The organism is Gordonia sp. L191 (assembly GCF_030077625.1).
GTDB lineage: Bacteria > Actinomycetota > Actinomycetes > Mycobacteriales > Mycobacteriaceae > Gordonia > Gordonia polyisoprenivorans_A.
This window is the reverse complement of the sequence record NZ_CP125996.1, coordinates 1,106,228-1,128,850: the sequence shown is the minus strand read 5'-3', so window position 1 is coordinate 1,128,850 and position 22,623 is coordinate 1,106,228. Positions and strand designations below refer to the sequence as shown.

Genomic DNA, 22,623 nt, shown 5'->3' with positions numbered 1-22,623 from the left:
CGACCGTCCCCAGCCAGTCAGGCGGTGTCGCACGTGAGCAATATCGAAGCCCAGCCGGCGGAGGTCGAATGTCGAACCGTCGCCCAGAACTCGGTCGCCCAGAACTCGGTCGCGCAGAACTCCTCGGACGAGAAACGAGGCCGATTGCGCGTCGAGGTCCTCACCTCGCGTGATGTCCCCCTCGGCGGTCCGCGCGCGATGACCGTCCACCGAACCGTGCCGCAGCGCAGCCGGTCGTTGATCGGCGCCTGGTGTTTCGCCGACCACTACGGTCCCGACGACGTCTCGACCACCGGCGGAATGGACGTGCCACCGCATCCGCACACCGGGTTGCAAACCGCGAGTTGGTTGTTCACCGGTGAGATCGAACACCGGGACACCATGGGCAACCATGCGATGGTCCGGCCGGGTGAACTCAATCTGATGACCGCGGGGCACGGCATCGCCCACACCGAGGTGTCCACCCCCGACACCACGGTGCTCCACGGCGTGCAACTGTGGATCGCCCTGCCCGCCGACGCCGTCGACACGCCACGGGATTTCGCGCACTACGCGCCACCGCTGATCACTGTCGGTGAGGCCACCGCACGTGTCTTCCTCGGGGAGCTGCTCGGCAGCACCTCCCCCGTGCACACCTTCACACCGCTTCTCGGTGCCGAACTCCACCTACCGGCAGGGGCCGAGATCAGCCTCGACGTCCGAGACGACTTCGAACACGGATTCCTCGTCGACACCGGCCGTGTCGAGATCGTGGGCTCCACCGCCCCCATCCTCGAACGCACCGAACTCGGGTACGTCGGACTCGGCGCGAACACCCTCACTCTGCGCAACCACGCCGAACACACCGCACGCATCGTGGTGCTCGGCGGCGCACCGCTGAACGAGGACATCGTGATGTGGTGGAACTTCATCGGGCGCAGCCACGACGACATCGTCGCCTTCCGCGAGGAGTGGGTGGCCCACAGTGAGCGCTTCGGGCAGGTGCAGGGATACACCGGTGATATCCAGCACCTGCCCGCCCCCACGCTCCCCGGTACGCGCCTGCGGGCGCGGGAGAACGTGCCGGGGCGGGCGCAGGAGAAGTGAGCGCAGGAGGGGTGAACGCGGGAGGGGTGAGCGCTCAGGTGCCGAGCAGCCGCGCGAAGTTCGCGATGCCTGCGGACTCGGCGGCGGTGTCGCTGTGGTTGTCGTTGTCGGACAACGCATCCGCGACTGCCCGGGTCTGCTGTTTGCTGCCTTCGAGCAGCGCCGCGAGTTCCCGTGCGGCGCGGTCGATCCGATCACCGAGGGTGGTGGTGTCACCGGAGCCGCCCGCCCAATCCTCGGCGGCGGCATAGACACCCGTGGGTACCACGATCATGCGCAGGTAGCCGAACAATGGGCGCAGCGCGTGGTCGAGCACCATCGAATGCCGTGGGCTTCCACCGGTCGCGGCGATCAGGACCGGCGTGGCCGCCATCTCGTCGACGTCCACGAGATCGAAGAATGTCTTGAACAGGCCCGAGTAGGACGCGTTGAAGACCGGGGTGGCGACGATCAAGGCGTCGGCACCCTGCACGGCGTCGATGGCTGCGCGGGCGGCACCGGTGGCAAAGCCCGCGGCCATCGACCGGCCGAGGTCGACGGCGAGATCGCGGAGATCGATGGTCGTTGTCTGCACGCGGTTCTCACCGAGCACACCGGTCACCGCCGAGGTGAGCCGGTCGATGAGCATCCTCGTCGACGACGGCTCGCCGAGGCCGGCATTGACCGCGACCAGTCGGATCATGCCTGCACCTCGTGTTCCACGGGCTCCTGTGCGGTATCACGCGCCGCCACCAGCGAGGCATGCGTCGGTGCATCCGGAACCTCGGCGGGACGTCCCTCGGCGAATCCCTTGCGCAACTCCGGCAGGACCGCGCCGAGTTCGTCGAGTTGTTCGAGGACGGTCTTCAGCGGCAGACCCGCGTGGTCGATGAGGAACAGCTGGCGCTGGTAGTCACCGAAGGTGTTACGGAAAGACAATGTGCGGTCGACGAATTCGGCCGGGCTACCCACCGTCAATGGGGTTTCCCGACTGAAATCCTCCAACGACGGACCGTGCCCGTAGACCGGTGCGTTGTCGAAGTACGGCCGGAATTCGCGGACCGCGTCCTGGGAGTTCTTGCGGATGAAGAACTGTCCGCCCAGCCCGACGATCGCCTGGTTGGCGTTGCCGTGCCCGTAGTGCTCGTAGCGTTCGCGATAGAAGTCGATCAGACGCTGGAAATGCTCTGCGGGCCAGAAGATGTGGTTCGCGAAGAAGCCGTCACCGTAGTAGGCGGCCTGCTCGGCGATCTCCGGGCTGCGAATCGACCCGTGCCACACGAACGGCGCGACGCCGTCGAGGGGTCGGGGCGTCGAGGTGAACGAGGTCAGCGGGGTGCGGAACTTGCCCTCCCAATCGAGCACCTCCTCGGTCCAGAGCCGGTGCAGCAGATGATAATTCTCGATCGCGAGCGGAATGCCCTGCCGGATGTCCTTGCCGAACCACGGATAGACCGGGCCGGTGTTGCCGCGGCCGAGCATCAGGTCCACCCGCCCGTCGGCGAGATGCTGCAGCATCGCGAAATCCTCGGCGATCTTCACCGGATCGTTGGTGGTGATCAAGGTGGTGGCCGTCGACAGATTCAGCGTCGAGGTCTGTGCGGCGATGTAGGCCAGCGTCGTCGTCGGCGACGACGAGAAGAACGGCGGGTTGTGGTGCTCACCGAGTGCGAAGACATCGAGTCCGATGTCCTCGGCCTTCTTGGCGATCTCGACGATGGCCTTGATGCGCTCGTGCTCGGTGGGAGCAACTCCCGTGGTCGGGTCCACCGTGATGTCGCTGACGCTGAAGAGTCCGAATTGCATGTCGCGCCTCCTGGGATTTCGGGACTGTCATCCAGCTTAACCGGACCATGGTCCGGTTAATTCCGGACACCGGATGACCCGTCTTCCGGGCACGCTGACCTGGGTGAGTTAGTGTGGGCTTACCCGATCCTCGATGGGAGTCAGAATCATGAAGCTTCGGAAGTCCGTTGCCGCGGCCGCCCTGGCCGGTGCCGCCGTCTTCACCGTCGCCGCCTGCTCGAGCAGCGACGACAACGCCTCCACCACGACCGCGAGCACGTCGGTGGCCACGAGCGCCGAATCGAGCGCCGCGGAATCCTCCGGCAGTGACGCACCCGCTCCCACAGATCTCGACAACGCAGCGGCTCAGGCCATCCTGGACAAGGCACTGAACCCCGACACCTCCAGTGCCGATCTCGACGCCGTCGTCGACACCAGCAGCCCGCTGACCAAGCCCGCGATCCAGGCCTTCGCCAAGGGCTCCAAGCAGATGGGCTACACCTACAAGGTGACCAAGGTCAGCGGCGACGGCAACGATGCCGCACTGGTGACCTTCGATGTCGGCGGCGCACACTCGGCCAGCGGACTGCAGATGAAGTTCGTCAAGGTCGACGGAAGCTGGAAGCTCTCCGGTGACGCGGTGACCTTCCTGCAGTCGATGGCCGGCGGTCACTGACCACCGACGCCGTACTCCCGAGCGCCGCACCGGAAGCCTCCGGTGCGGCGCTCGTGCATCTGCGACCGGTGTGGCTGTAACCGATGCGGCTGGGACCGATCACGCTGGGACCGATCACGCTGGGACCGGATTGCCCGACGCGAGCGCCGGTAGCATGGCAGGACCCGGTGACGGCCGGGACATCGATGCCGAGGGAGGCGCTGTGCGAACCGATCAGGTCACCCGTCCGATTGCGCCCGCGGTGACCGATCGTCATGCGCGCTGGCCTCAGGTGAACGATCTGGTCGATGAACCCGTGGAACCCGAGACCCCGCTCTCCGAGATCCCCAGCGCCCGGAGCGATGTCGTGGACGGGCCGCTGCCGCCGATCGGCGACCTGTGGGGCCGGGCCGAACTCGATCCGATCCCCGAGCTCACAACATCGGGCGTCGGACCTGTCGTCTATCCGCGTGGACGCACCGCTCCGGCGGCAACCGCAGCGGTGGTGTGCGGCGTCGCCTCGGTGCCGCTGACCCTGGCACTCGGCATCGGTGGTGTGCTGGGCATACTGGCGATCATCTCGGGAGTGGCCGCGGTACGCACGATCCGTCGAACACCGGGCATGCGTGGCACCGGTCGCGCTGTGGCGTCGATCGTGATGGGGACGGGCAGCGCCCTGGTCGGGCTACCGATTCTCGCGCTCGTCCTGATGGTCGGCTCGCTGCTGTAGAGCCGCGCGCGGCACAAAGTGCGCGCGCTGCTGTCGCAGGCCGGGACGGATCAGCCGGCGACGCGCAGATGTCCGACGGTGGGCTCGAGATGACGGCCCAGCCAGGCGACCACCTGGTCGATGTTGCGGCCCTGCTCGTCGGGGTCGGAGATCTCGGCCAACGCCGGGACCGAGTGGAGCACGGCTGCGTAGAACGCCGCCTCACGCGACATGCCGTGCTGCGCCATGACCACCTCGAAGGAGTCGAGAGCCTGATCGAGTTCGCCGTAGGTCACCATGTGCCCGCCGAAGCGCACCGCCGGCAACGACGGCGTCATGTCCGCTCTGTCGCGGATGTCCTGCAGTAGTTCATTCATGTGACACTCCCCCACCCGGCTGACTTGATTCATGGTCATCACCCTTCGATCAACCTCCCCGTCGACCGAGGGTTTCTTGCGATCAAGCATCAATCGCTGCGTAACGATATGGGTACCTTACCGCGCGAAATGTGGCGGATTACACACTGAAACTGGTAACGCCCACAACAACATCGGTATATCCGTCAACAGAAACGATAGAGCGTGTGACGTGAGTGATCCATGAGGTTACTGAGTCTGATGTTGAAAAGAAACGTCGCCGTGACCACTGGGGTCCCGGCGACGTTTCGTGACATCTCGTCCTGCGTTCGACAGCTCAGCCGTTCTCCCGGGCTGCCTTGTCCGCCTCCATCGCATCGATGAGGCTCTTGGGGCGCAGATCGGTCCAGTTCTTCTCCACGTACTCCAGGCACGCCGCACGGGAATCCTCACCGAACACCTTGGTCCAGCCGGACGGGATGTCGGCGAACGTCGGCCACAGCGAGTGCTGGTTCTCATCATTCACGAGCACGTAGAAGCGGCCGTTCTCGTCGTCGAATGGGTTCGTCATCTCTACTCGACTCCTTCAGTCAATCGTCGTTGTCCTCGAGGCGGTTAGGTGAACCTCAGTCGTGTCTCACCGTACCGTCCCCGACCTTGTCGGCGGCACTAACCCCGCCCCGGTCTCCTGCCCTCCTCCGGTAGGGAATCGAGCGCTTGAAGCTCGGCGTCGAGCACCGGACCGATGACGGCGAGCGACGCCGCATCGGCCATCCCCAGATGGTGGGTGGCGACGTCGACGTTGCGGATCTCCCCGGAGACGTGGGCACGCCATCCCTCGGCGATCCTGCGCGGATCGTCCTTGTCCTCGGTCGCGGTGAACACCTGCAGATCACCGTTGAAGACCGCCGGCACGAAGTCCAGGACCACCTGGGGCGACAACTCGAAGCTCGTCATGATGCGATCGACCTGGTCGGCGCCCAGCAACCCCATGCCCTCGATCTGTGTCCGGATGATCGCGGTGACCTCCTCCGACGTGGACGCCTGCACGTCGTCGCCGAGATCGAACAGGTCGCGCCAGCCACCGAGGACGTCGACGACCACCGAACCGTCCGGCCCGTCGCCGGCTGGCCCGGTCGCCTCGGGGTCGGGCTCGACGGTCCGCTCGGTGGCCCCCGGGTCCTCCGGTACGGAGTCCATGACGCCGAGGAAATCGACGGTCTCGCCCTCGTTCTGCAGATGCGTGGCCATCGCATGTGCGATCACGCCACCGACCGACCAGCCCAGGATGCGATACGGGCCGTGCGGTGCGACCTCGCGGATCTGCGCGACATAACGCTGCGCGAGCGCGTGGGCATCGGTGATCGACGGTTCGCCACCGACCACATGCGGGTCCTGCAGGCCGTAGATCGGCCGATCGGCCAGATAGGGCACCAGCCCGCCGTAGAACCAGGCCAGCCCACCGGCGGGGTGGACGCAGAACAGCGGCGGTCGCGAACCCTCGGCGCGCAGGGTGATCAGCACGTCGGCGGTCGCGGCGTCGGCCCCGGTGATGCGTTGCGCGAGCCCGCGCACCGTCGCGTCCGAGAACAGCCAGGCCAGTTCGATCTCGAGCTGATGCTCGCCGCGCAGATACGCCGCGACCCGCGCCGCCGACAGCGAATTGCCACCCAGATCGAAGAAGCTGTCACCCGCGCCGACCTCGTCGATGTCGAGCACCTCGACATACGCGGCGGCGACGGCACGCTCGACATCGTTGCGCAGCGGCTCGATCTCGCGCTCGCCGATCTCCGGCGTGGGCAATGCCCGCTTGTCGAGCTTGCCGACCGGGGTGAGCGGCAGGTGCGCGAGCACCGTGATCGACGCGGGCACCATGTGCGCCGGGAGCCGCCGGGTGAGGTGCGCGCGGAGATCCGTGATCAGAGTCGCCTGATCGGCGTCGGGATCGGTCGGGACCACGTAGGCGGCGAGCGCCGAGGCCACCGATCCCCCAGCTCCTTCAGCACCGACCCCGATGACGACGGCGGCGTCGACGATGCGGTGCCGGCCGAGCTCTGCCTCGATCTCGCCGAGTTCGATCCGCAGTCCGCGCAACTTGACCTGATCGTCACTGCGGCCCGCGTATTCGATCACGTGACGTCCGTCGGGGCCGCGGCGCCAGCGTGCGAGGTCGCCGGTGCGATACATCCGTGTACCGGGCGCACCGAACGTCGCGGCGACAAAGCGTTCGGCGGTCAGGCCCGGGCGGTCGAGGTAGCCCCGAGACAACGCGCACCCGGCGATGTAGAAGTCGCCGACGACACCCTCGGGCACGGGATGCAGCCGGGCATCGAGGACGACCTCCTGTAGTCCGTGCAGCGGCGCACCGATCCGCACCGGCGCCCCCGGAGTCGCGATCTCCCCGATGTTGGTGAGGATCGTCGTCTCGGTGGGACCGTACGCATTCTGCATCCGGACGTGCGCCGACCAGTGATCCTGCAGCGCCTGCGGGACGGCCTCACCACCGACGGCGATACACTCCACCGCGGGCAACCTGGCCGGGTCGAGGGTCGACAGGGTCGTCGGGGTGAGGAACGTGTGTGTCACCTCGCGGTCGATCATGAACTCCTGCAACGCCTCCCCGCCGACGGCGTCGGCCGGTCGATAGACCAGGGTGCCGTTGTTGGCCACGGCGAGGAGGTATTCGAGGACCGACGCGTCGAAACTCGGTGACGCATAGCCCATCACGATCGGCCCGTCACCGACGCCGAGTCGCGCGGATTCGGCGCGTGCGAAGTTCCACAGTCCGGTGTGCGACACCGCGACGCCCTTGGGCCTTCCGGTCGAGCCCGAGGTGTAGATGACGTAGGCCACGTTGTCCGGCCGCACCGCCCGCAGCCGCTCCTCGGCGCCGATCGATGCGTCGTCCATCGCCGCGACCTCGGCTGCGGTCGACTCGTGATCGGTTGCCACCCACTCGAAGTCCTCACCCGGCAGGTCACCCACGGCCGCGATCGACAAGCCGAGGACGGCCCCGGAATCCTCGATCATGGCCGAAACGCGCTCGGCCGGATAGCTGGGGTCGATCGGTACGTAGCCGCCACCGGTCTTGGCCACCGCCCAGATCGCCACGAACAGATCGGCCGACCGCGGGATCGCCAGCGCCACCAGTGATTCGGCGCCGATTCCGCGGGCGATGAGCCATCGCGCGAGCCGGTTCGAGCGGGCATCGACGTCGCGGTAGGACAGTGCGGAACCGGAGGGGTCGACGACCGCGGTACGTCTGCGCTGGCCGCCGACCGCCGCGGCGAAGATGTCGGCGAGCACCATGGGCGCCACCTCGGGCCCCCCGGACACCGGGACCAGCTCGTCGACCTGGTCGCCCCGCAGCAGCGGTGCGTCACCGACCGCGGTACCCGGCTCGGCGGTCAGCCGATCCAACAGACCGACCAGACTCGCGGCCATCGCCTCGACGCGGTGCGCGTCGAACAGATCGGTGGCGTACTGCACGGCGCCGGACCAGGAGTGGCCTGCCGTCGCCGGGGTCACCGAGAACAGCAGGTCGACCTTGGCCGGGATCTCCCCGATCGACAGCGGACGGACCTGCAGACCGGCCACCTCACCGCCGGCGACCGACTCCCCGGCGAGTTCGGCGATCACCGACTGTTCGAGGGTCAGCAGGACCTGGGTCAGTGGCGCAAACGCTTCCGAGCGAACCGGATTGAGGTGATCCACCAGCGTCTCGAACGGGATGTCGGCGTGGGCGTACGCGTCGAGATCGATGCCCCGGATGCGTTCGAGCAGGCCATGGAAGGACTCCTGAGCCCGATAGTCCGACCGCAGGACCAGGGTGTTGACGAACATGCCGATCAGCGGATCGAGTTCGGGTCGGCCACGGCCGGCGACAGGCGTGCCGACCGCGATGTCGTCGCTCGCCGAGAGCCGGGCGAGCAGTACCGACAGCCCGGCGTGAATCACCATGAACGGGGTGACCCGATACTCCTGGGCGAGTGCGGTGATCCGCTCGGCGATCGGGGCGTCGATCTCGAAATGTGTTGTCGCTCCGCGGGTGGACGCGACCACCGGACGCGGACGATCCGTCGGCAGGTCGAGCACACTGGGCAGTCCCGCGAGCTGATGTGACCAGTAGCCCCACTGCGCGTGCAGGATCGAGCCCGGCTCGTCGACCGACCCGAGGTGCCGGTGCTGCCACACCGCGACGTCGGCGAATTGCAGTGCGAGCGGCTCGAACTGCGGTGGCGTTCCGGCCACCCGTGCGTGGTACGCGGTCACCAGATCGGCGACGAGCGGCGCCAGTGACTCGCCATCGGCGGCGATGTGGTGCAGCACCAGCACGAAGACGTGCTCCTCGGGGTTCGCCGACCACAACCGGGCGCGCAAAGGGAAATCGACGGTGACGTCGAATCCCGTTGTCGCCGCTGCCTCGAGGTCGTCACGGCTCCCGGCGATCTGCCAGTCGACCGGCGCGGATGCCGGGTGGACGAGTTGCTCGGGCACACCGGCGTTCTCGGGGAAGGTGGTGCGCAGGATCTCGTGGCGGGCGACGACGTCGAGGACCGCGGCATGCAAGGCCTCGACGTCCAACGCGCCGTGCAGGGCCAGCGCCGCGGGCACGTTGTAGGCCGGTGAGGTGGGGTCGAACCGGTTGATGAACCACATGCGTTGCTGCGCAAGGGACAGCGGCACGCGGTCGGGTCGTGGCGCGGGTGGCACCATCGCCGGGCCTGCTGCGCCCCGGTCGCCGGCGAGGGCGGCGAGTTCCCGGATGCTCGGCGCCTCGAAGACGTCACGGACCGAGATCTCGCGTCCCAGCGCCTCACCGGCGCGCGCCGCCACCCGCATCGCCGACAGCGAGTTGCCGCCGGCATCGAAGAACGATTCGGTCACACTGACCTGCTCGACGCCGAGCACGCCGGCGAAGACCTCGGCCAGCACCTGTTCGGCCGGGGTGGACGGTGCCACGATCTCCCCCGACACCTGTTGCGGCGCAGGTAGTTCTCGGCGTGAGATCTTGCCGGCGGTATTGAGCGGCATCTGCTCGAGCGGCACCCAGATGGTCGGCCGCATGAACTCCGGCAGCGCCCGGGTCACGGTGGCCTTGACGGCATCGAGGTCGACGGTGTCGGGGGCGAGATAACCCACCAGCAATTCACCGGCAGGTGTGGCGACCACCGTCGCGGCGGCATGCACGACCCCCGGGGCGGAGGTGAGCACGGCCTCGATCTCGCCGAGCTCGATGCGTTGTCCGCGCAGCTTAGTCTGGAAGTCGCTGCGGCCCAGGTACTCCAGCTCACCCTCGGCGTTCCAGCGCACCAGGTCGCCGGTGCGGTAGAGCCGAGCGCAGGCGGGTCCGTGGGGGTCGGCGACGAACCGTTCGGCGGTCAGGGTGGGTTGGCCGGCGTAACCGCGAGCCACGAGATCCCCACCGAAGTACAACTCGCCGGGCAGTCCCGGCGGCACCGGACGCAGACGCGCGTCGAGGACGAGCGCGGCGGTATTCCACAGCGGCCGGCCGATCGGCACCGTGTGGCCGTCGCGCCGAATGTGCTGCACCGCAGCGTAGATCGTCGTCTCGGTGGGACCGTACTGGTTGTGCAGTTCCGTGGCGGGCAGCAGTCGCCCGATCGCGTCGGCCACCGGACGGGTGAGCGCCTCACCACCGGTGTGCACCAACCGCAACGCCGTGAGTTCGGCCAGGTCGGATTCGTCGACGATCTCGGCCATCGCGCCGAGCACCGAGGGCACCAGCGTCGCCGAGGTGACGCCGTGATCGATCATGCGGCGCGTCACCAGCACCGGGTCGCGATGCTCTCCGGGGTGGAGCAGGACGAGCCGTCCGCCGCACACCACGGGGCGCACGATCTCGATGATCGCGGGGTCGAAAGTGTACTCGAGTTGTTGCAGCACAACGTCGTCCGGGCCGAATCCGTAGTAGTCGCGGTCGAAGGCCAGGTGCGTGCTCAGCGCGCGCCGCGAGACGGTGACACCCTTGGGCCGACCGGTGGATCCGGAGGTGAAGATGGTGTAGGCCGCGTGCTCGGGACGAACCGTCGCGAGGCGTTCGCCGGCGGTGATCGCGACGCCAACGGCGTCGACGGCACCGGAATCCACGGCACCGGGGGCCACGGCAGTGGCGGCGTCGACCGTCAGGGTCCGCGTATCGGGGAGTGCGGCGATCCCGTCGGGGATCGGGCCGGGTCCGACGAGGACGAGTGACACGGCGGCCACGTCGGTCATGTAGCGCACCCGATCTGCCGGTGCACCGGTGTCGATCGGCACGAACTGCGCACCGGTGGCCCACACGGCGTGGATCGCCACGATCATCTCCACCGAACGCGGGATGCACACGGCCACAGCCATATCCGGTCCCACTCCGGAGACGATCAGCTCACGGGCGAGCATGCTCGCGCGGGTGAGCAACTCGGCGTAGGTGACCTCTCGCTCGTCGGCGATCACCGCGATCGCGTCGGGGGTGTCGGCGGCGCGGCGGGCCAGCAGGTCGGTGACCGCATCGCCCTCGAGCGATACCACCGCGCCGTGCGACCACTCGTCGAGGAGTGACGCGGTGGCCGAATCCACCAGCGGCACTTCGGCGATCGGGGTGTCCGGTGCGTCGACGAAGGTCTGCAGGATTCGGGTGAGCGCGGTGGCGAAGACCATGATCTGCGTCTCGTCGAATGCCGTGGGCAGATACGCGAATCGCAGGTGGAGCCGATCCCCGCGGACCGAGGTCGCGAGGTTCAGCGGGTAGTGGGTGGAGTCGCTGACGTCCACGCCGCGCACCTGTAGTCCCCCGACCGCCGTCGGCGATGCCGACGACAGGGAGGCGGTGTCCACCGGATACGACTCGTGCACGGTGAGGGTGTCGAAGGCGATGGGAACGCCGCTGTGCGCGATGATCTCGGGCAGACCGAGATGCTGGTGGTCGAGGACCGCGGTCTTGTCGTCCTGCAGGGTGCTCGCTACGGCCGCCAGCGTGGCGTCGGGGTCGACGTCGACGACCACCGGCAGCGTGTTGATGAACAACCCGACCATGTTCTCCACGCCGGGTAGGTCGGCGGGACGGCCCGACACGGTTTCCCCGAAGGTGACCACGCGCGACTCCGAGAGCCGCGAGACCAGCAGCGCCCAGGCGACCTGTAGCGCGGTGGCCAGGGTGGTGCCGTGTCGACGGACCGAATCCTCCAGTGCGGCGGTGAGTTCGGCCGACACGGCGACGATGTGTTCGGCGGGTCGGTGTTCGGCGGTGGCCTCGGCACCCGGTGCGACGAGGGTGGGCCCCTGCGCGCGCGCCAGTCGTCGCGCCCACGCCTGCAGCCCGGCGCGGTCGTCGATGCGGCCGATGTGGTGCAGGAAGTCCCGGAAGTCTCCCCCGGATCCGTCTCCGGTGTAGGCCGATCCGGTGGCATACAGCGCCATCAGGTCGGCCAGGACCAGTGGCCCCGACCAGCCGTCGAACAGAATGTGGTGGTTGGTGATCACCACATCGGTCTGATCGCCGTGACCGATCACCACCACCCGGAGCAGCGGCGGCGACGCGAGGTCGAACGGCTCGTTGCGTTCCTGCCGCGCGATCTCGGCCACCCGGTCCGGTGCCGCGGCGTCGTCGGCGAGGCTCACGACCCGCCAGCCGGCCCGTGCCTCGGGCGGGATCACCGCGAGGACCGCACCACTGCGGGCCCGTACGAACCCGGAGGCGAGCACCCGGTGCCGGAGCAACAACTCGTCGGCGGCCGTACGCAGCCGGTCGAGGTCGACGTTCCCGCCGAGCCGGAGCACCGCCTGGGTGACGTACGCATCGACGACGTCGTCTGCGGTGTCCGCAGCGCCACCCGAGGTGGCCGTGGCCGGGCCGGTACCGGCGAGCACCGACTGGAAGTAGAGGCCGCGTTGCAGAGGCGACAGCGGCCAGATCGCCGCCCCGGGATAACGCGCCGCCACCTCGTCGAGGTCGTCCTGGGTGGCGTGGCTGCCGGGGACGTCCGACGGTGAGAGACCCACCGGCACACCGGCGTCGACGGCCTCGGTGAGTTCGGCCAGTTCTCGCCGCCACCGCTCGGCGATGTCGGTGGCGTCGGCCTCGGAGAGTACGGCCTCGGCGAATCGCAGATCGGCGGCCAGCACCGGACCGTTCGCACCGGTGGTGACGGCGGCATTGATGGTCAGCGGCGCCATCACCGGCATCGCCCCCGACACCGAGGACGGCAGGAACGGGGCATCGGGTGCGGGCAGGAAGTCGGCGCCGACAGCGTCACCGACCTCTCCCCCGCCGTCGGCGGCGGCCCGGTTGCCGAGGTAGTTCAGGGCGATCGTCGGCAGCGGTCGTTGCGCCAGAGGCGAATTCGCCACCGAACGCAGGTCGGCGAAGCCGATGCCGTGATCGGGGATCGTCAGTCGTTGTTCCTTGGCCGACTTGACCGCGTGCACGGCGTCGGCACCGGGGTCGACGAGCATCGGGATCAGGGTGGTGAACCATCCGACGGTGCGCGAGAGGTCGGCGCGACGCGGGTCCGGGCCGGACTCGAGGATGTCCTCGTGTCGGCCGTGGCCCTCGACGAGGATCGTCACCGCCTGATCGTCGGCGATACCGCGCTGCTGCTGCCAGGACCGGATCGCGCGCGACAGGGTACCGGCGAGAACGTCGTTGACGCTGCCGCCGAATGCTTCGGGCACGGCCGTGAGCAGAGGCCCGGTGATCGGCGCGTCGACCCGGGCGATCACCGAGCCGACCGTGCGTAGGCGGTCCCGCTGCGGATCGGGGTCGACGCCCAGCCGGGTGGGTGTCTCCGGGGTGCGCGAGAGCCACAGCGCCAGTTCGGATTCCCGCGACTCGCGCCGATCGGCCAGCGCCTGTTGCCAGGCACGCATCGACGTCGGCTCGGAGCGCGCGACCGGCGCCGTGCCGGCCGCCACCGCGGCCGCCGCGGTGAGCAGGTCCTCGATGAGGATCGGCCACGACACGGCGTCGACGGCCAGGTGGTGGATCACCAGGACCAACCGGGCGGCGTCGGCACCGACCACCAGCGCGGCACGCATCACGTGCCCGGCGGCCGGATCCAGGAGCGCCGCCGCCCGCGCATGAGCGGCGCGCACCGACTCGTCGAAACCTTCCGTGCCGGTGGCACTGTCGGTGATCACCCGGTCGATGGCGGCATGCGCGTCGAACGGCTCGCCGGTCGTCAGCGCCCATCCGGCCGCGCCGCGGACCAATCGCGCCGTGAGCATCGGGTGCGCCGCGCAGACCGCCGCCAGCATGGTCGCGAGATCGTCGACCGACAGTTCCCTCGGTGCCGCCAGCACCATCGACTGGTTGAAGTCGGCGAAGTCCTCGGGTGCGGGTGAGGTGTCGACCATCCACGAGATGATCGCGCCGAGTTCGGTCGGCCCGGTGGGTCCGCCGGGTGGGTCGGCGAGTACCGGCAGTGCTGTGGCACCGTCGGTGGCCGCGCGGGCCATCGCGCGAACGGTCTTGTGTTCGAAGATGTCTCGCGGGGTGAGCGTCAGTCCGGCGGCCTTGGCTGCCGAGGCGAGCTGGATGGACATGATGGAGTCGCCGCCGAGGGCGAAGAATGATTCGGTCACGCCGACCTCGTCACGACCGAGGAGGCCGGCGACGATCGCGGCGAGAGCGGTTTCGGCGGCGGTGGCCGGCGAGACGCGATCGGCGGCCTCGAACACCGGCTCCGGCGCGGGCAGCGCGGCCCGGTCGAGTTTGCCTCCCGGGGTGAGCGGCAACTCGGCGAGAACGACCACCTGGTGCGGGATCATGTGCCCGGCGAGCCGTGCACCGGCGGCGGTCACGATGCGGGCGGGGTCGATGGTGGCGCCGTCGTCGGGAACCAGGTAGGCCACCAGTCGTGATCGCCCGGAGTCGTCGGCGACACCGAGGACCACCGCCGAGGCCACGTCCGGCAGATCGGTGAGTACGGACTCGATCTCGCCGAGTTCGATGCGTTGTCCGTTGATCTTGACCTGATGGTCGGCGCGCCCGGCAAATTCGATCTGTCCGTCGCGGCGCACGCGTACCAGGTCGCCGGTGGCGTACATCCGCTGCCCGGGGACTCCGGTGAACGGGTCGGCGACGAAGGACGTTGCCGTCAGGCCCGGCCGTCCCAGGTAGCCGCGGGCCAACGACTCGCTGGTCCCCAGATACAACTCGCCCACCACCCCGCGCGGCACGGGGTGCAGTCGCGCATCGAGGACGTAGGCGGTGAAACCGCGGACGGGATGGCCGATCGTCACCGGTCGGCCCATCTCGGAGCGGCCGGTGCTCGACCAGACCGTCGCCTCCGATGGGCCGTAGAAGTTGTACATGCGGCGTCCGTCGGCACCGCGCCCATTCGCCCAGCGCGCCACCAGTTCCGGTGGGCAGGCCTCGCCGCCGGTGACCAGGTTGCGGATCGTGCGACCACGCTCGACCGGGACCGTCGCGAGCACTGTCGGGGTGATCAGGGTGTCGGTCACCCGATCGCGGCTCAGGACGGCGCCGAGGGCCTCCCCGGCGTAAGCGGTCGGGGGCGCCACCACCAGGGTGTGTCCGAGCGCGACGGACCACATCATCTCCAGTACGGAGGCGTCGAAACTCGGTGAGGCGACGTGCAGGACGCGGGTGTCGGGCGCCTCTTCGGGGGTTCCAGTGATCTCCCGGAGGGCGTCGACGAGAGTCGCGATGCCACGGTTGCCGACGCCGACGGCCTTGGGTCGCCCGGTGGAGCCGGAGGTGTAGACGAGGTAGGCCAGGGTGTCCGGGCCGATCTCGCCGGCACGGTCGGCCGCGGTCACCGGCGCTGCCGGGCGGGCGGGATCCGTGGCAATCGCGACATCGATCCAGTCGCATCCGCCGGTACCCAGGCGGTGTCGGGTCGCCGCGTTGGTGACGCCCAGGCGCACACCGGAATCGGCGATCATGTAGTCGATGCGGTCCTGGGGGTAGGCCGGATCGATGGGGACGTAGGCGGCTCCGGAACGAATAACGCCGAATACCGCCACGACGGAATCGACGGAGCGTTCGAGGCCGACGGCGACCACGTCGTCGGGACGTACACCGCGGGCGATGAGTTCACGCGCCAACCGGTGGGTGCGCTCGTCGAACTCGCTGTGCGAGAGCGCCTCACCGTCGCAGATCACCGCATCCCCGGCCGGGTCGAGCACCCGCGCGTCGAGGATGTCGACGAGCGGTCGGGGTGTGCTGATCCCGCCGTCGGCGGCCGGCTCGAGAACGCCGGTGGAATTACGACTGGGGCGCATCGCCGAGAGCGCGGCATCGTCGACGACGTCGATGTCGCCGACCGCGCGCCGGGGGTCGGCGACCATCGTGGTGACCACCTGGAGCCAGGTCTGCGCGAACCGAACGACGGTGTCCTCGTCGAACAGCGATGTGGCGAAGAGGAAGTCGGCATGCATCGGACGATCGGCGGACCGGTCGGCGACGCCGACCGTCAGATCGAACTTGGCCACCGCGTTCAGCGGTCCGAGCGGGCGTGCGGCCAGCCCCGCCACCTGAACCTCGGCCTCTGCGCCTGCGGGGGCGCCGGCCGATTCGTGGGTGAACGCGATCTGCACCAGCGGCGGATAGGCGGTCGAGCGCTCGGGGGCGAGTTCGTCGATGAGATCGTCGAATTGGACGTCGGCGTGGGCGAAGGCATCGACGTCGGTCGAGCGCACCGCCGCCACGAAGTCACCGATCGGCGCCGCCGGATCGACGTCGGTGCGTAGCACGAGGGTGTTGACGAACATCCCCACCAGATCGGCGAGCGCGGCGTCGGTGCGCCCGGCGATCGGCGCGCCGATCACCACGTCGGAGGTGGCGGCCAGGCGTGCCACGGTGATGGCGAGCGCCGCATGCGAGAGCATGAACGCCGTCACATCATGTTCGCGGGCAAAGGATTCGAACTTCGCCGCCACCGCGTCGTCGACTTCGACGGAGACGACGCCCGCCGTCGTGTCGAGCACCGCGGGGCGCTGGCGGTCCATCGGCAGGTCGGTGACCGCGGGCAGCCCCGCGAGGTGGGCACGCCAGTAGGCCATCGCCGCCGCGGCCGGCGACCCGGGATCGGCGACGTCCCCGACGACCTCACGCTGCCACAGCGCGAAGTCGGCGTATTGCACCGGCAGCGGCAGCGGCGCGTCGATCCCGGCGCCGGTGCGTCGCAGATAGGCGTTGAGCAGATCCCCGACGAACACCGGCGAGGACTCACCGTCGAAAGCGATGTGGTGCACCGTGATCACCACATCGGAATGCGCGGCACCATCCTCCCCGGCACCATCCTCCTCGGGGCGGTCCCCACTCCGGGCGGTCCGCACCCGCACCCGGATCGGCAGTCGGCTCGAGACGTCGAACCCGCGGACGGCACTCGCGGCGAGTTCGGTCTCGTCATCGGTGACCGCGAAGTCGAGTTCTCCTGCCGCCGCATCGATCTCGAGTATCCGCTGGTATGGACCGGCATCGTCGGACGGGTAGACGGTGCGCAGCACCTCGTGTCGTTCGAGGACGTCGAGGACGGCCAGCCGCAGGGCGTTGGTGTCGACCGCACCCTCCACCCGCAGGCCCATCGGGATGTTGTAGGCCGACGAGTCGGTGTCGAACTGGTTGATGAACCACATCCGAGACTGCGCGGTCGACAGCGGAAGTCGTTGCGGCCGTGGTCGTGCCGTGAGCTGTGCCCGGGTCCGCCGGCGTCCGGTCAGAGCGGCGGCGAGTCCGCGGACCGTCGGCGTGTCGAACAGATCGCGAACGGTGACGTCCGCGTCGAGCGCCTGCGCCACCCGGGCGGCGACGCGGGTCGCGGCCAGGGAGTTGCCCCCGAGGTCGAAGAACGACTCGGTCACGCTCACCCGATCGAGTCCCAGCACGTCGGCGTAGATCGCGGCGATCTCGGCCTCGGGTCCGGTCTCGGGCGCGACGATCTCACGGACCTCGAACTCCGGCCGGGGCAGCGCGCGACGGGCAACCTTGCCCGCACTGTTGCGGGGCATGACCGCCATCGGCACCCACAAGGTGGGGCGCATGTATTCCGGCAGGGCCCGCGTGACGGTCGCGCGGACGGCGTCGAGGTCGACGTCGTCGGGGCTCACATAACCGACGAGCTGTGCTCCCGCGGGAAAGTCGACGACGGCCGCGGCGGCGTGCACGACACCGGGGGCCGATGCGAGTACCGCCTCCACCTCGCCGAGTTCCATTCGCTGCCCGCGCAGTTTGACCTGAAAGTCGGTGCGGCCCAGGTACTCGATCTCGCCGGCGGAGTTCCAGCGCACAAGGTCGCCGGTGCGGTACAGGCGCGTGCCGGGCGGCCCGAACGGATCGGCGACGAAGCGCTCGGCGGTGAGCGCCGAGGCAGATGCATAACCGCGCGCGATCTGGATTCCGCCGAGGTAGAGCTCACCGGGCACGCCGACCGGCACGAGTTGCAGCCGCGCGTCGAGCACGAACGTGGTGGTGCTCGGCACCGGGACACCGATGGGTACGGTGGCCTCGCCGGGCAGGACGTGATGGGCGGTGACGTCGACGGCTGCCTCGGTGGGGCCGTAGAGGTTGTGCAGCTCCAGCGCGGGCAATTCGGCCAGGACGGCCTGTGCGGTGGCCGCCGCGAGCGCTTCGCCGGAGGTGAACATCGCTCGCAGCGAACGCAATCCGGACATGCGTGGGCCGAGGACGTCGACGAAGGTGGCCAGCATCGACGGCACGAAGTGGATGACCGTAACGTTCTCGGTGGTGATCAGGTCGGCGATGTGGTCGGGGTCGCCGTGCCGATCCGGCTCGGCCAACACGAGGGTCGCGCCGACGGCGGCGGGCAGGAACAACTCCCACACCGACACGTCGAAGGTGATCGGCGTCTTCTGCAGCACGACGTCGGAGTCCTTGAAGCCGTACCACTCCCGCATCCACTCGAGCCGGTTGACGATCGCCGAGTGGGAGATCGTCACCCCCTTGGGTCGCCCGGTGGAGCCGGAGGTGAACAGCGTGTAGGCGGCATCGTCGGGCCGGATCGGTGCAAGCCGTTCGGCGTCGGCGATCGGCGGGGTCGCCGGGTCGATCGGTACCGACGTGTCGACGCCGATCACCCGGATCGCTTCGGGTAGGTCGGCGATCGCCGCGGGGGACGCGCCGTCGACGACGAGGACGATCCGGGCGTCGGCGGTGTCGAGCATGTATCGCACCCGGTCGAGCGGTGCGTCGGCGTCGAGGGGGACGTAGTGGCCGCCGGCCTCGACGATCGCGTGGATTGCGACGAGCATCTCCACCGAGCGTGGCATCGCCACGCCCACCGCCACATCGGGGCCGACGCCCGCGGTGATCAGCCATCGGGCGAGATCGTTGACGCGCGCCGCGAACTCCGCGTAGGTGACCCGTCGGTCACCGCACACCACGGCCACGGCGGGCGACGCGGCACTCATCCGGACGACCTCGGTCACGCGTTGTCTCCCTCTCTGTGCCCCGTGTCCCCATGCCAGTTATTCCCGTGCCGGTTGTCCCCGTGCCACCGTGTACTCGCGCCGTCAGTGCCGGTGCGTGGTTGCGCCCCGTCCGACATCAGTGTCGACAGCGTGCTCGCGGGATGGCGTCCCGGCGTGCCCGACGACCACTGCACCAGCGTGTCACGTTCGGCCGGGGCGACGATCGGGGCGGCACCGACCGCAGCGTCTGGCGTCTCGGTCACCGCGTCGAGCACTGCGACGAAACGCGCCACCAGCGTGGCGATACCGGCCTCGTCGAAGAGGTCGGTGGCGTAGACCACCGACGACCGCCACGGTCCGTGAGCGCTCGCGCCGATGCTGATCGACAGGTCGAGCTGGGCACCGACCACCGGCGGGGTCATCGGCGTGATGACGATGCCGGAGTCGTCGGCGACGGCGTCGGTCGGTGTCGGCTGCGCCATGGTCAGCAGCACCTGCGCCAACGGTGAGAATGCTTGTGAACGCACCGGATCGACGGCGTCGACGACGGTCTCGAACGGGATGTCGGCGTGTGCGAACGCTTCGAGGTCCACGCCCCGGACGTCGTCGAGCAACTCCGCGAATCCCGTCGCGGGATCGACGACGGTCCGCAGGACGAGCGTGTTGACGAACATGCCGATCAGTCCGTCGAGTTCGGCCTGGCCACGGCCGGCGATCGGGGTGGCGATCGCGATGTCATCGGTCGCCGAGAGCCGTGCGAGAAGCACCGCGAGCGCCGCGTGGATCACCATGAACGGGGTGACGCCACGGTCACGCGCCAGACCCGACACACGGTCGGCGATCGGGCCGGGGATCTCGAACTCGAAGAGCGCACCGGCCTGCGAGGCGACCGCGGGCCGCGGATTCTTCGCGGGCAGGTCGAGAACGTCGGGCAGCCCGCGTAACTGCTCTCGCCAGTAGGTGAGCTGACGTCCGACGACGGTCTGCGGGTCGTCGGCGGACCCGAGCTCGCGGTGTTGCCAGAGTGCGTAGTCGGCGAATTGCACCGGCAGTGGCGTGAACTCGGGGTTCTCGCCGGCCACCCGTGCCCGGTAGGCGGTGATGATGTCCGCGATCAGGGGCCGCATCGATTCGCCGTCGCCGACGATGTGGTGGATGACCGCGAGCAGGACCCAGTCGTCGTCGCCGGCGTGCCACAGCCGCACCCGGAACGGGGGTCGCGCGGTGACGTCGAAGCCGGTGGACGCGGCCGCATACATGTATGTCTCGTCGGCGACCACCGCCCAGTCGAGGCGGGCGAGAACGTCGTCGGGGCCGTGTACCCACTGCACCGGTTCGCCGTCGATCGTCGGAAATGTGGTTCGCAGGATCTCGTGACGCGCAACGACATCGCGCACCGCACGCGCCAGTGCTTCGGGATCCAGTGGTCCGCTCAGGCGCAACCCGACCGGGATGTTGTAGGCGACCGACTCCGGCTGCAGGCGGTTCAAGAACCACACGCGGCTCTGCGCGAAGGACAGCGGTACGGGCTCGGGTCGCGGGACGACGGCCCGGACCGGCGCGAGTGCACCGGCGCGGCCGGCGGCCACCCGGGCCAGTGCGCGCGGCGTCGACGCCTCGAACACGTCACGCACACCGAGGTCGGCATCGAGCGCGTCACCGACGCGTGCCGCGAGTCGGGTGGCGCTGAGCGAATTACCACCCAGGGCAAAGAAATCCGCAGTGACCCACACACTGGTCACACCGAGGATCTCGGCGAAGCACGCCACCACCGCGGCCTCGGCGGCCGACGCCGGGCCGACGTGCTCACCCGCGTCGAGCACGGGGTCGGGTAGTGCACGTTTGTCGACCTTGCCCGCAGGCGTGAGCGGCAGGTGGTCGAGGACGGTGACTGCCGCGGGCACCATGTGCGCGGGCAGTCGCCGACCGAGGAAGTCGATGAGGTCGGCCGGTGTCGCCGATTCGGCCACGGTCCCGCCGTCACCCGAGGTCACGACGTAGGCGGCGAGTGCGGTCGCGACCGATCCGCCGACCCCGATCACGACGGCGGCGTCGACCGCGGGATGCGCCGTCAGTGCCGTCTCGATCTCGCCGAGTTCGATGCGCAGGCCACGCAACTTGATCTGGTCGTCGCTGCGTCCGACGTACTCGATCACCAGCCGTCCGGTGTCGAACGAGCCGGTGTCGAACGAGCTGGAGTCGGAGGGTCCGGACGAGACGGCGACCCACCGGACGACGTCGCCGGTGCGATACATCCGCTCGCCCGGCGCGTACGGGTCGGCGACGAACCGTTCGGCGGTCAGCCCCGGGCGTCGCAGATAGCCACGGGCGAGCGGGGTTCCGGTCACGTACAACTCGCCGGGCACACCGACCGGGACCGGGTGCAGGCGCTCATCGAGTACCAGGAGTCCGGCGCCGGCGATGGGTCCGCCGATGTGGACCGGTGCCGTGGGATCGAGTGCGGCGCTGATGGCCACCGCCACCGATGCCTCGGTCGGCCCGTACGCGTTGTGGAAGGCCACCCGGTCCGACCAGCCCGCCACGAGCGCCTGCGAGACCGCCTCGCCACCGGCGATCAGGACGCGCAGATCCGGCAGGTCGGCGTCGAGATCGACGGTCGCGAGGACCGCCGGGGTCAGGAACACGTGCGAGAGGTGTTGCGCGCGAAGGAACGCCGTCAACTCCGCGCCGCCGAGCACGTCGTCGGGTCGATAGACCAGAGTCGCACCCGCGACCGACGCGAGCAGCCATTCCAGCACGGAGGCGTCGAAACTGGCCGACGCGAAGCCCAGCACCCGGTCGCCGGCGGTGACGCCGAAACGCTCGACCTCGGCGACGGCGAAGTTGTGCGCACCGCGGTAGGTGACCGACACGCCCTTGGGCACGCCGGTCGAGCCGGAGGTGTAGATGACGTAGGCGACGGCGTCGAGGTTGTTCGATCCACCGGGAACGTCGCGACCCATGTCCTGTTCGCCGGTCCCTGGTTCGACAGTCCCGTGTTCGCGCGAGCCCGTGACGAGGTCGTCGACGGTCAGCCAGTCGAGTCCACCCGGTGCGGGGAGTTCCTCACCGGGAGAGCAGATGCCCACGCGCACAACCGAATCGGTGATCATGTGCGCGATGCGGTCGGCCGGGTATCCGGGGTCGATGGACAGGTAGGCGGCACCGAGTCGGGTGATCGCCCACAGTGTCGCCAGACGGTCGACGCGGCGCCCGAGCGCCACAGCGACGATCGCGTCGGTCCCGATGCCGCGAGCCCGCAGTCCGCGGGCGATCGCGGCCGAGCGGGTGTCGAGGTCACGGTAGGTCAGCGATCGGCCGTCGGCGTCGGTCACCGCGGGGGTGTCCGGGTGCGCGGCGGCCACCTCGGCGAAGACCTCCTGCAGATGTCGTGGCGTGGCGGCCGGGCCGCCGCTGACCGGGGTCAGTGACCGGCGGGTCTCGACGGGTACCAATTGCAGGTCTCCGCAGGCGATGTCGGGCGCACTGGCGATCGTTGCGAGGATCGTGCGTACCGCGGCGGCGAATCGTTCGATCTGCGCGGCGTCGAAGACGGCGGGCAGGTACTTGAGCGTGATCGCCACACCGTCGGCCGACGGTGTCGCCGACAGGTTGAGCGGATAGTGCGTCGAGTCGCCGGCGTCGATGCCGAGGATTTG

The 22,623-nt window shown here is 69.2% G+C and carries 9 protein-coding genes (1 of these 9 running past the window's edge); 3 read left to right on the top strand and 6 right to left on the bottom strand.

Going from position 1 to position 22,623, the window contains the following annotated elements:
- Nucleotides 1–33: 33 nt before the first annotated feature.
- On the top strand, nt 34–1,086 hold the full coding sequence (locus QNM97_RS04960; protein ID WP_283821844.1) for a pirin family protein: 1,053 nt from the start codon (nt 34–36) through the stop codon (nt 1,084–1,086).
- A 34-nt stretch (nt 1,087–1,120) separates the two neighbouring features.
- On the opposite strand, the gene QNM97_RS04955 is transcribed toward QNM97_RS04960, so the two are convergent.
- Both QNM97_RS04955 and QNM97_RS04950 read right to left on the bottom strand, forming a co-directional pair.
- A complete protein-coding gene (locus QNM97_RS04955; RefSeq protein WP_283821843.1) occupies nt 1,121–1,768 on the bottom strand; it encodes a CE1759 family FMN reductase in 648 nt (215 codons plus the stop codon).
- Entirely contained in the window at nt 1,765–2,871 is a 1,107-nt protein-coding gene (locus QNM97_RS04950) for an LLM class flavin-dependent oxidoreductase (protein WP_123929537.1), read from the bottom strand. Before QNM97_RS04950 ends, QNM97_RS04955 begins: the two co-directional genes overlap by 4 nt.
- Before the next feature lie 148 nt (nt 2,872–3,019).
- Here QNM97_RS04950 and QNM97_RS04945 point away from each other — a divergent pair, with 148 nt between their 5' ends.
- Together QNM97_RS04945 and QNM97_RS04940 are read left to right on the top strand one after the other, a co-directional pair.
- Entirely contained in the window at nt 3,020–3,526 is a 507-nt protein-coding gene (locus tag QNM97_RS04945) for an MTB12 C-terminal domain-containing protein (protein WP_283821842.1), read from the top strand.
- A 202-nt stretch (nt 3,527–3,728) separates the two neighbouring features.
- On the top strand, nt 3,729–4,235 hold the full coding sequence (locus QNM97_RS04940) for a DUF4190 domain-containing protein (protein WP_283821841.1): 507 nt from the start codon (nt 3,729–3,731) through the stop codon (nt 4,233–4,235).
- 50 nt (nt 4,236–4,285) lie between these two features.
- Here the strand turns inward: QNM97_RS04940 and QNM97_RS04935 are convergent, their stop codons facing one another.
- From QNM97_RS04935 to QNM97_RS04920, 4 genes are all read right to left on the bottom strand, one after another.
- Entirely contained in the window at nt 4,286–4,591 is a 306-nt protein-coding gene (locus QNM97_RS04935; protein WP_238534739.1) for a hypothetical protein, read from the bottom strand.
- A gap of 316 nt (nt 4,592–4,907) precedes the next feature.
- Nucleotides 4,908–5,141, bottom strand: a complete 234-nt coding sequence (locus tag QNM97_RS04930) for an MbtH family protein (RefSeq protein ID WP_208792161.1) — start codon at nt 5,139–5,141, stop codon at nt 4,908–4,910.
- A gap of 98 nt (nt 5,142–5,239) precedes the next feature.
- Nucleotides 5,240–18,982 (bottom strand): non-ribosomal peptide synthetase, encoded by a 13,743-nt coding sequence (locus tag QNM97_RS04925; RefSeq protein ID WP_283821840.1) that lies wholly within the window; start codon nt 18,980–18,982, stop codon nt 5,240–5,242.
- Nucleotides 18,979–22,623, bottom strand: the 3' end of a protein-coding gene (locus tag QNM97_RS04920; RefSeq protein WP_283821839.1) for a non-ribosomal peptide synthase/polyketide synthase. Its footprint extends 36,666 nt past the window's final position; the window shows 3,645 of its 40,311 coding nt (coding positions 36,667–40,311); its start codon lies off the right edge, out of view — the gene reads right to left on this strand; its stop codon occupies nt 18,979–18,981. The genes QNM97_RS04925 and QNM97_RS04920 overlap by 4 nt, the downstream gene beginning before the upstream one ends.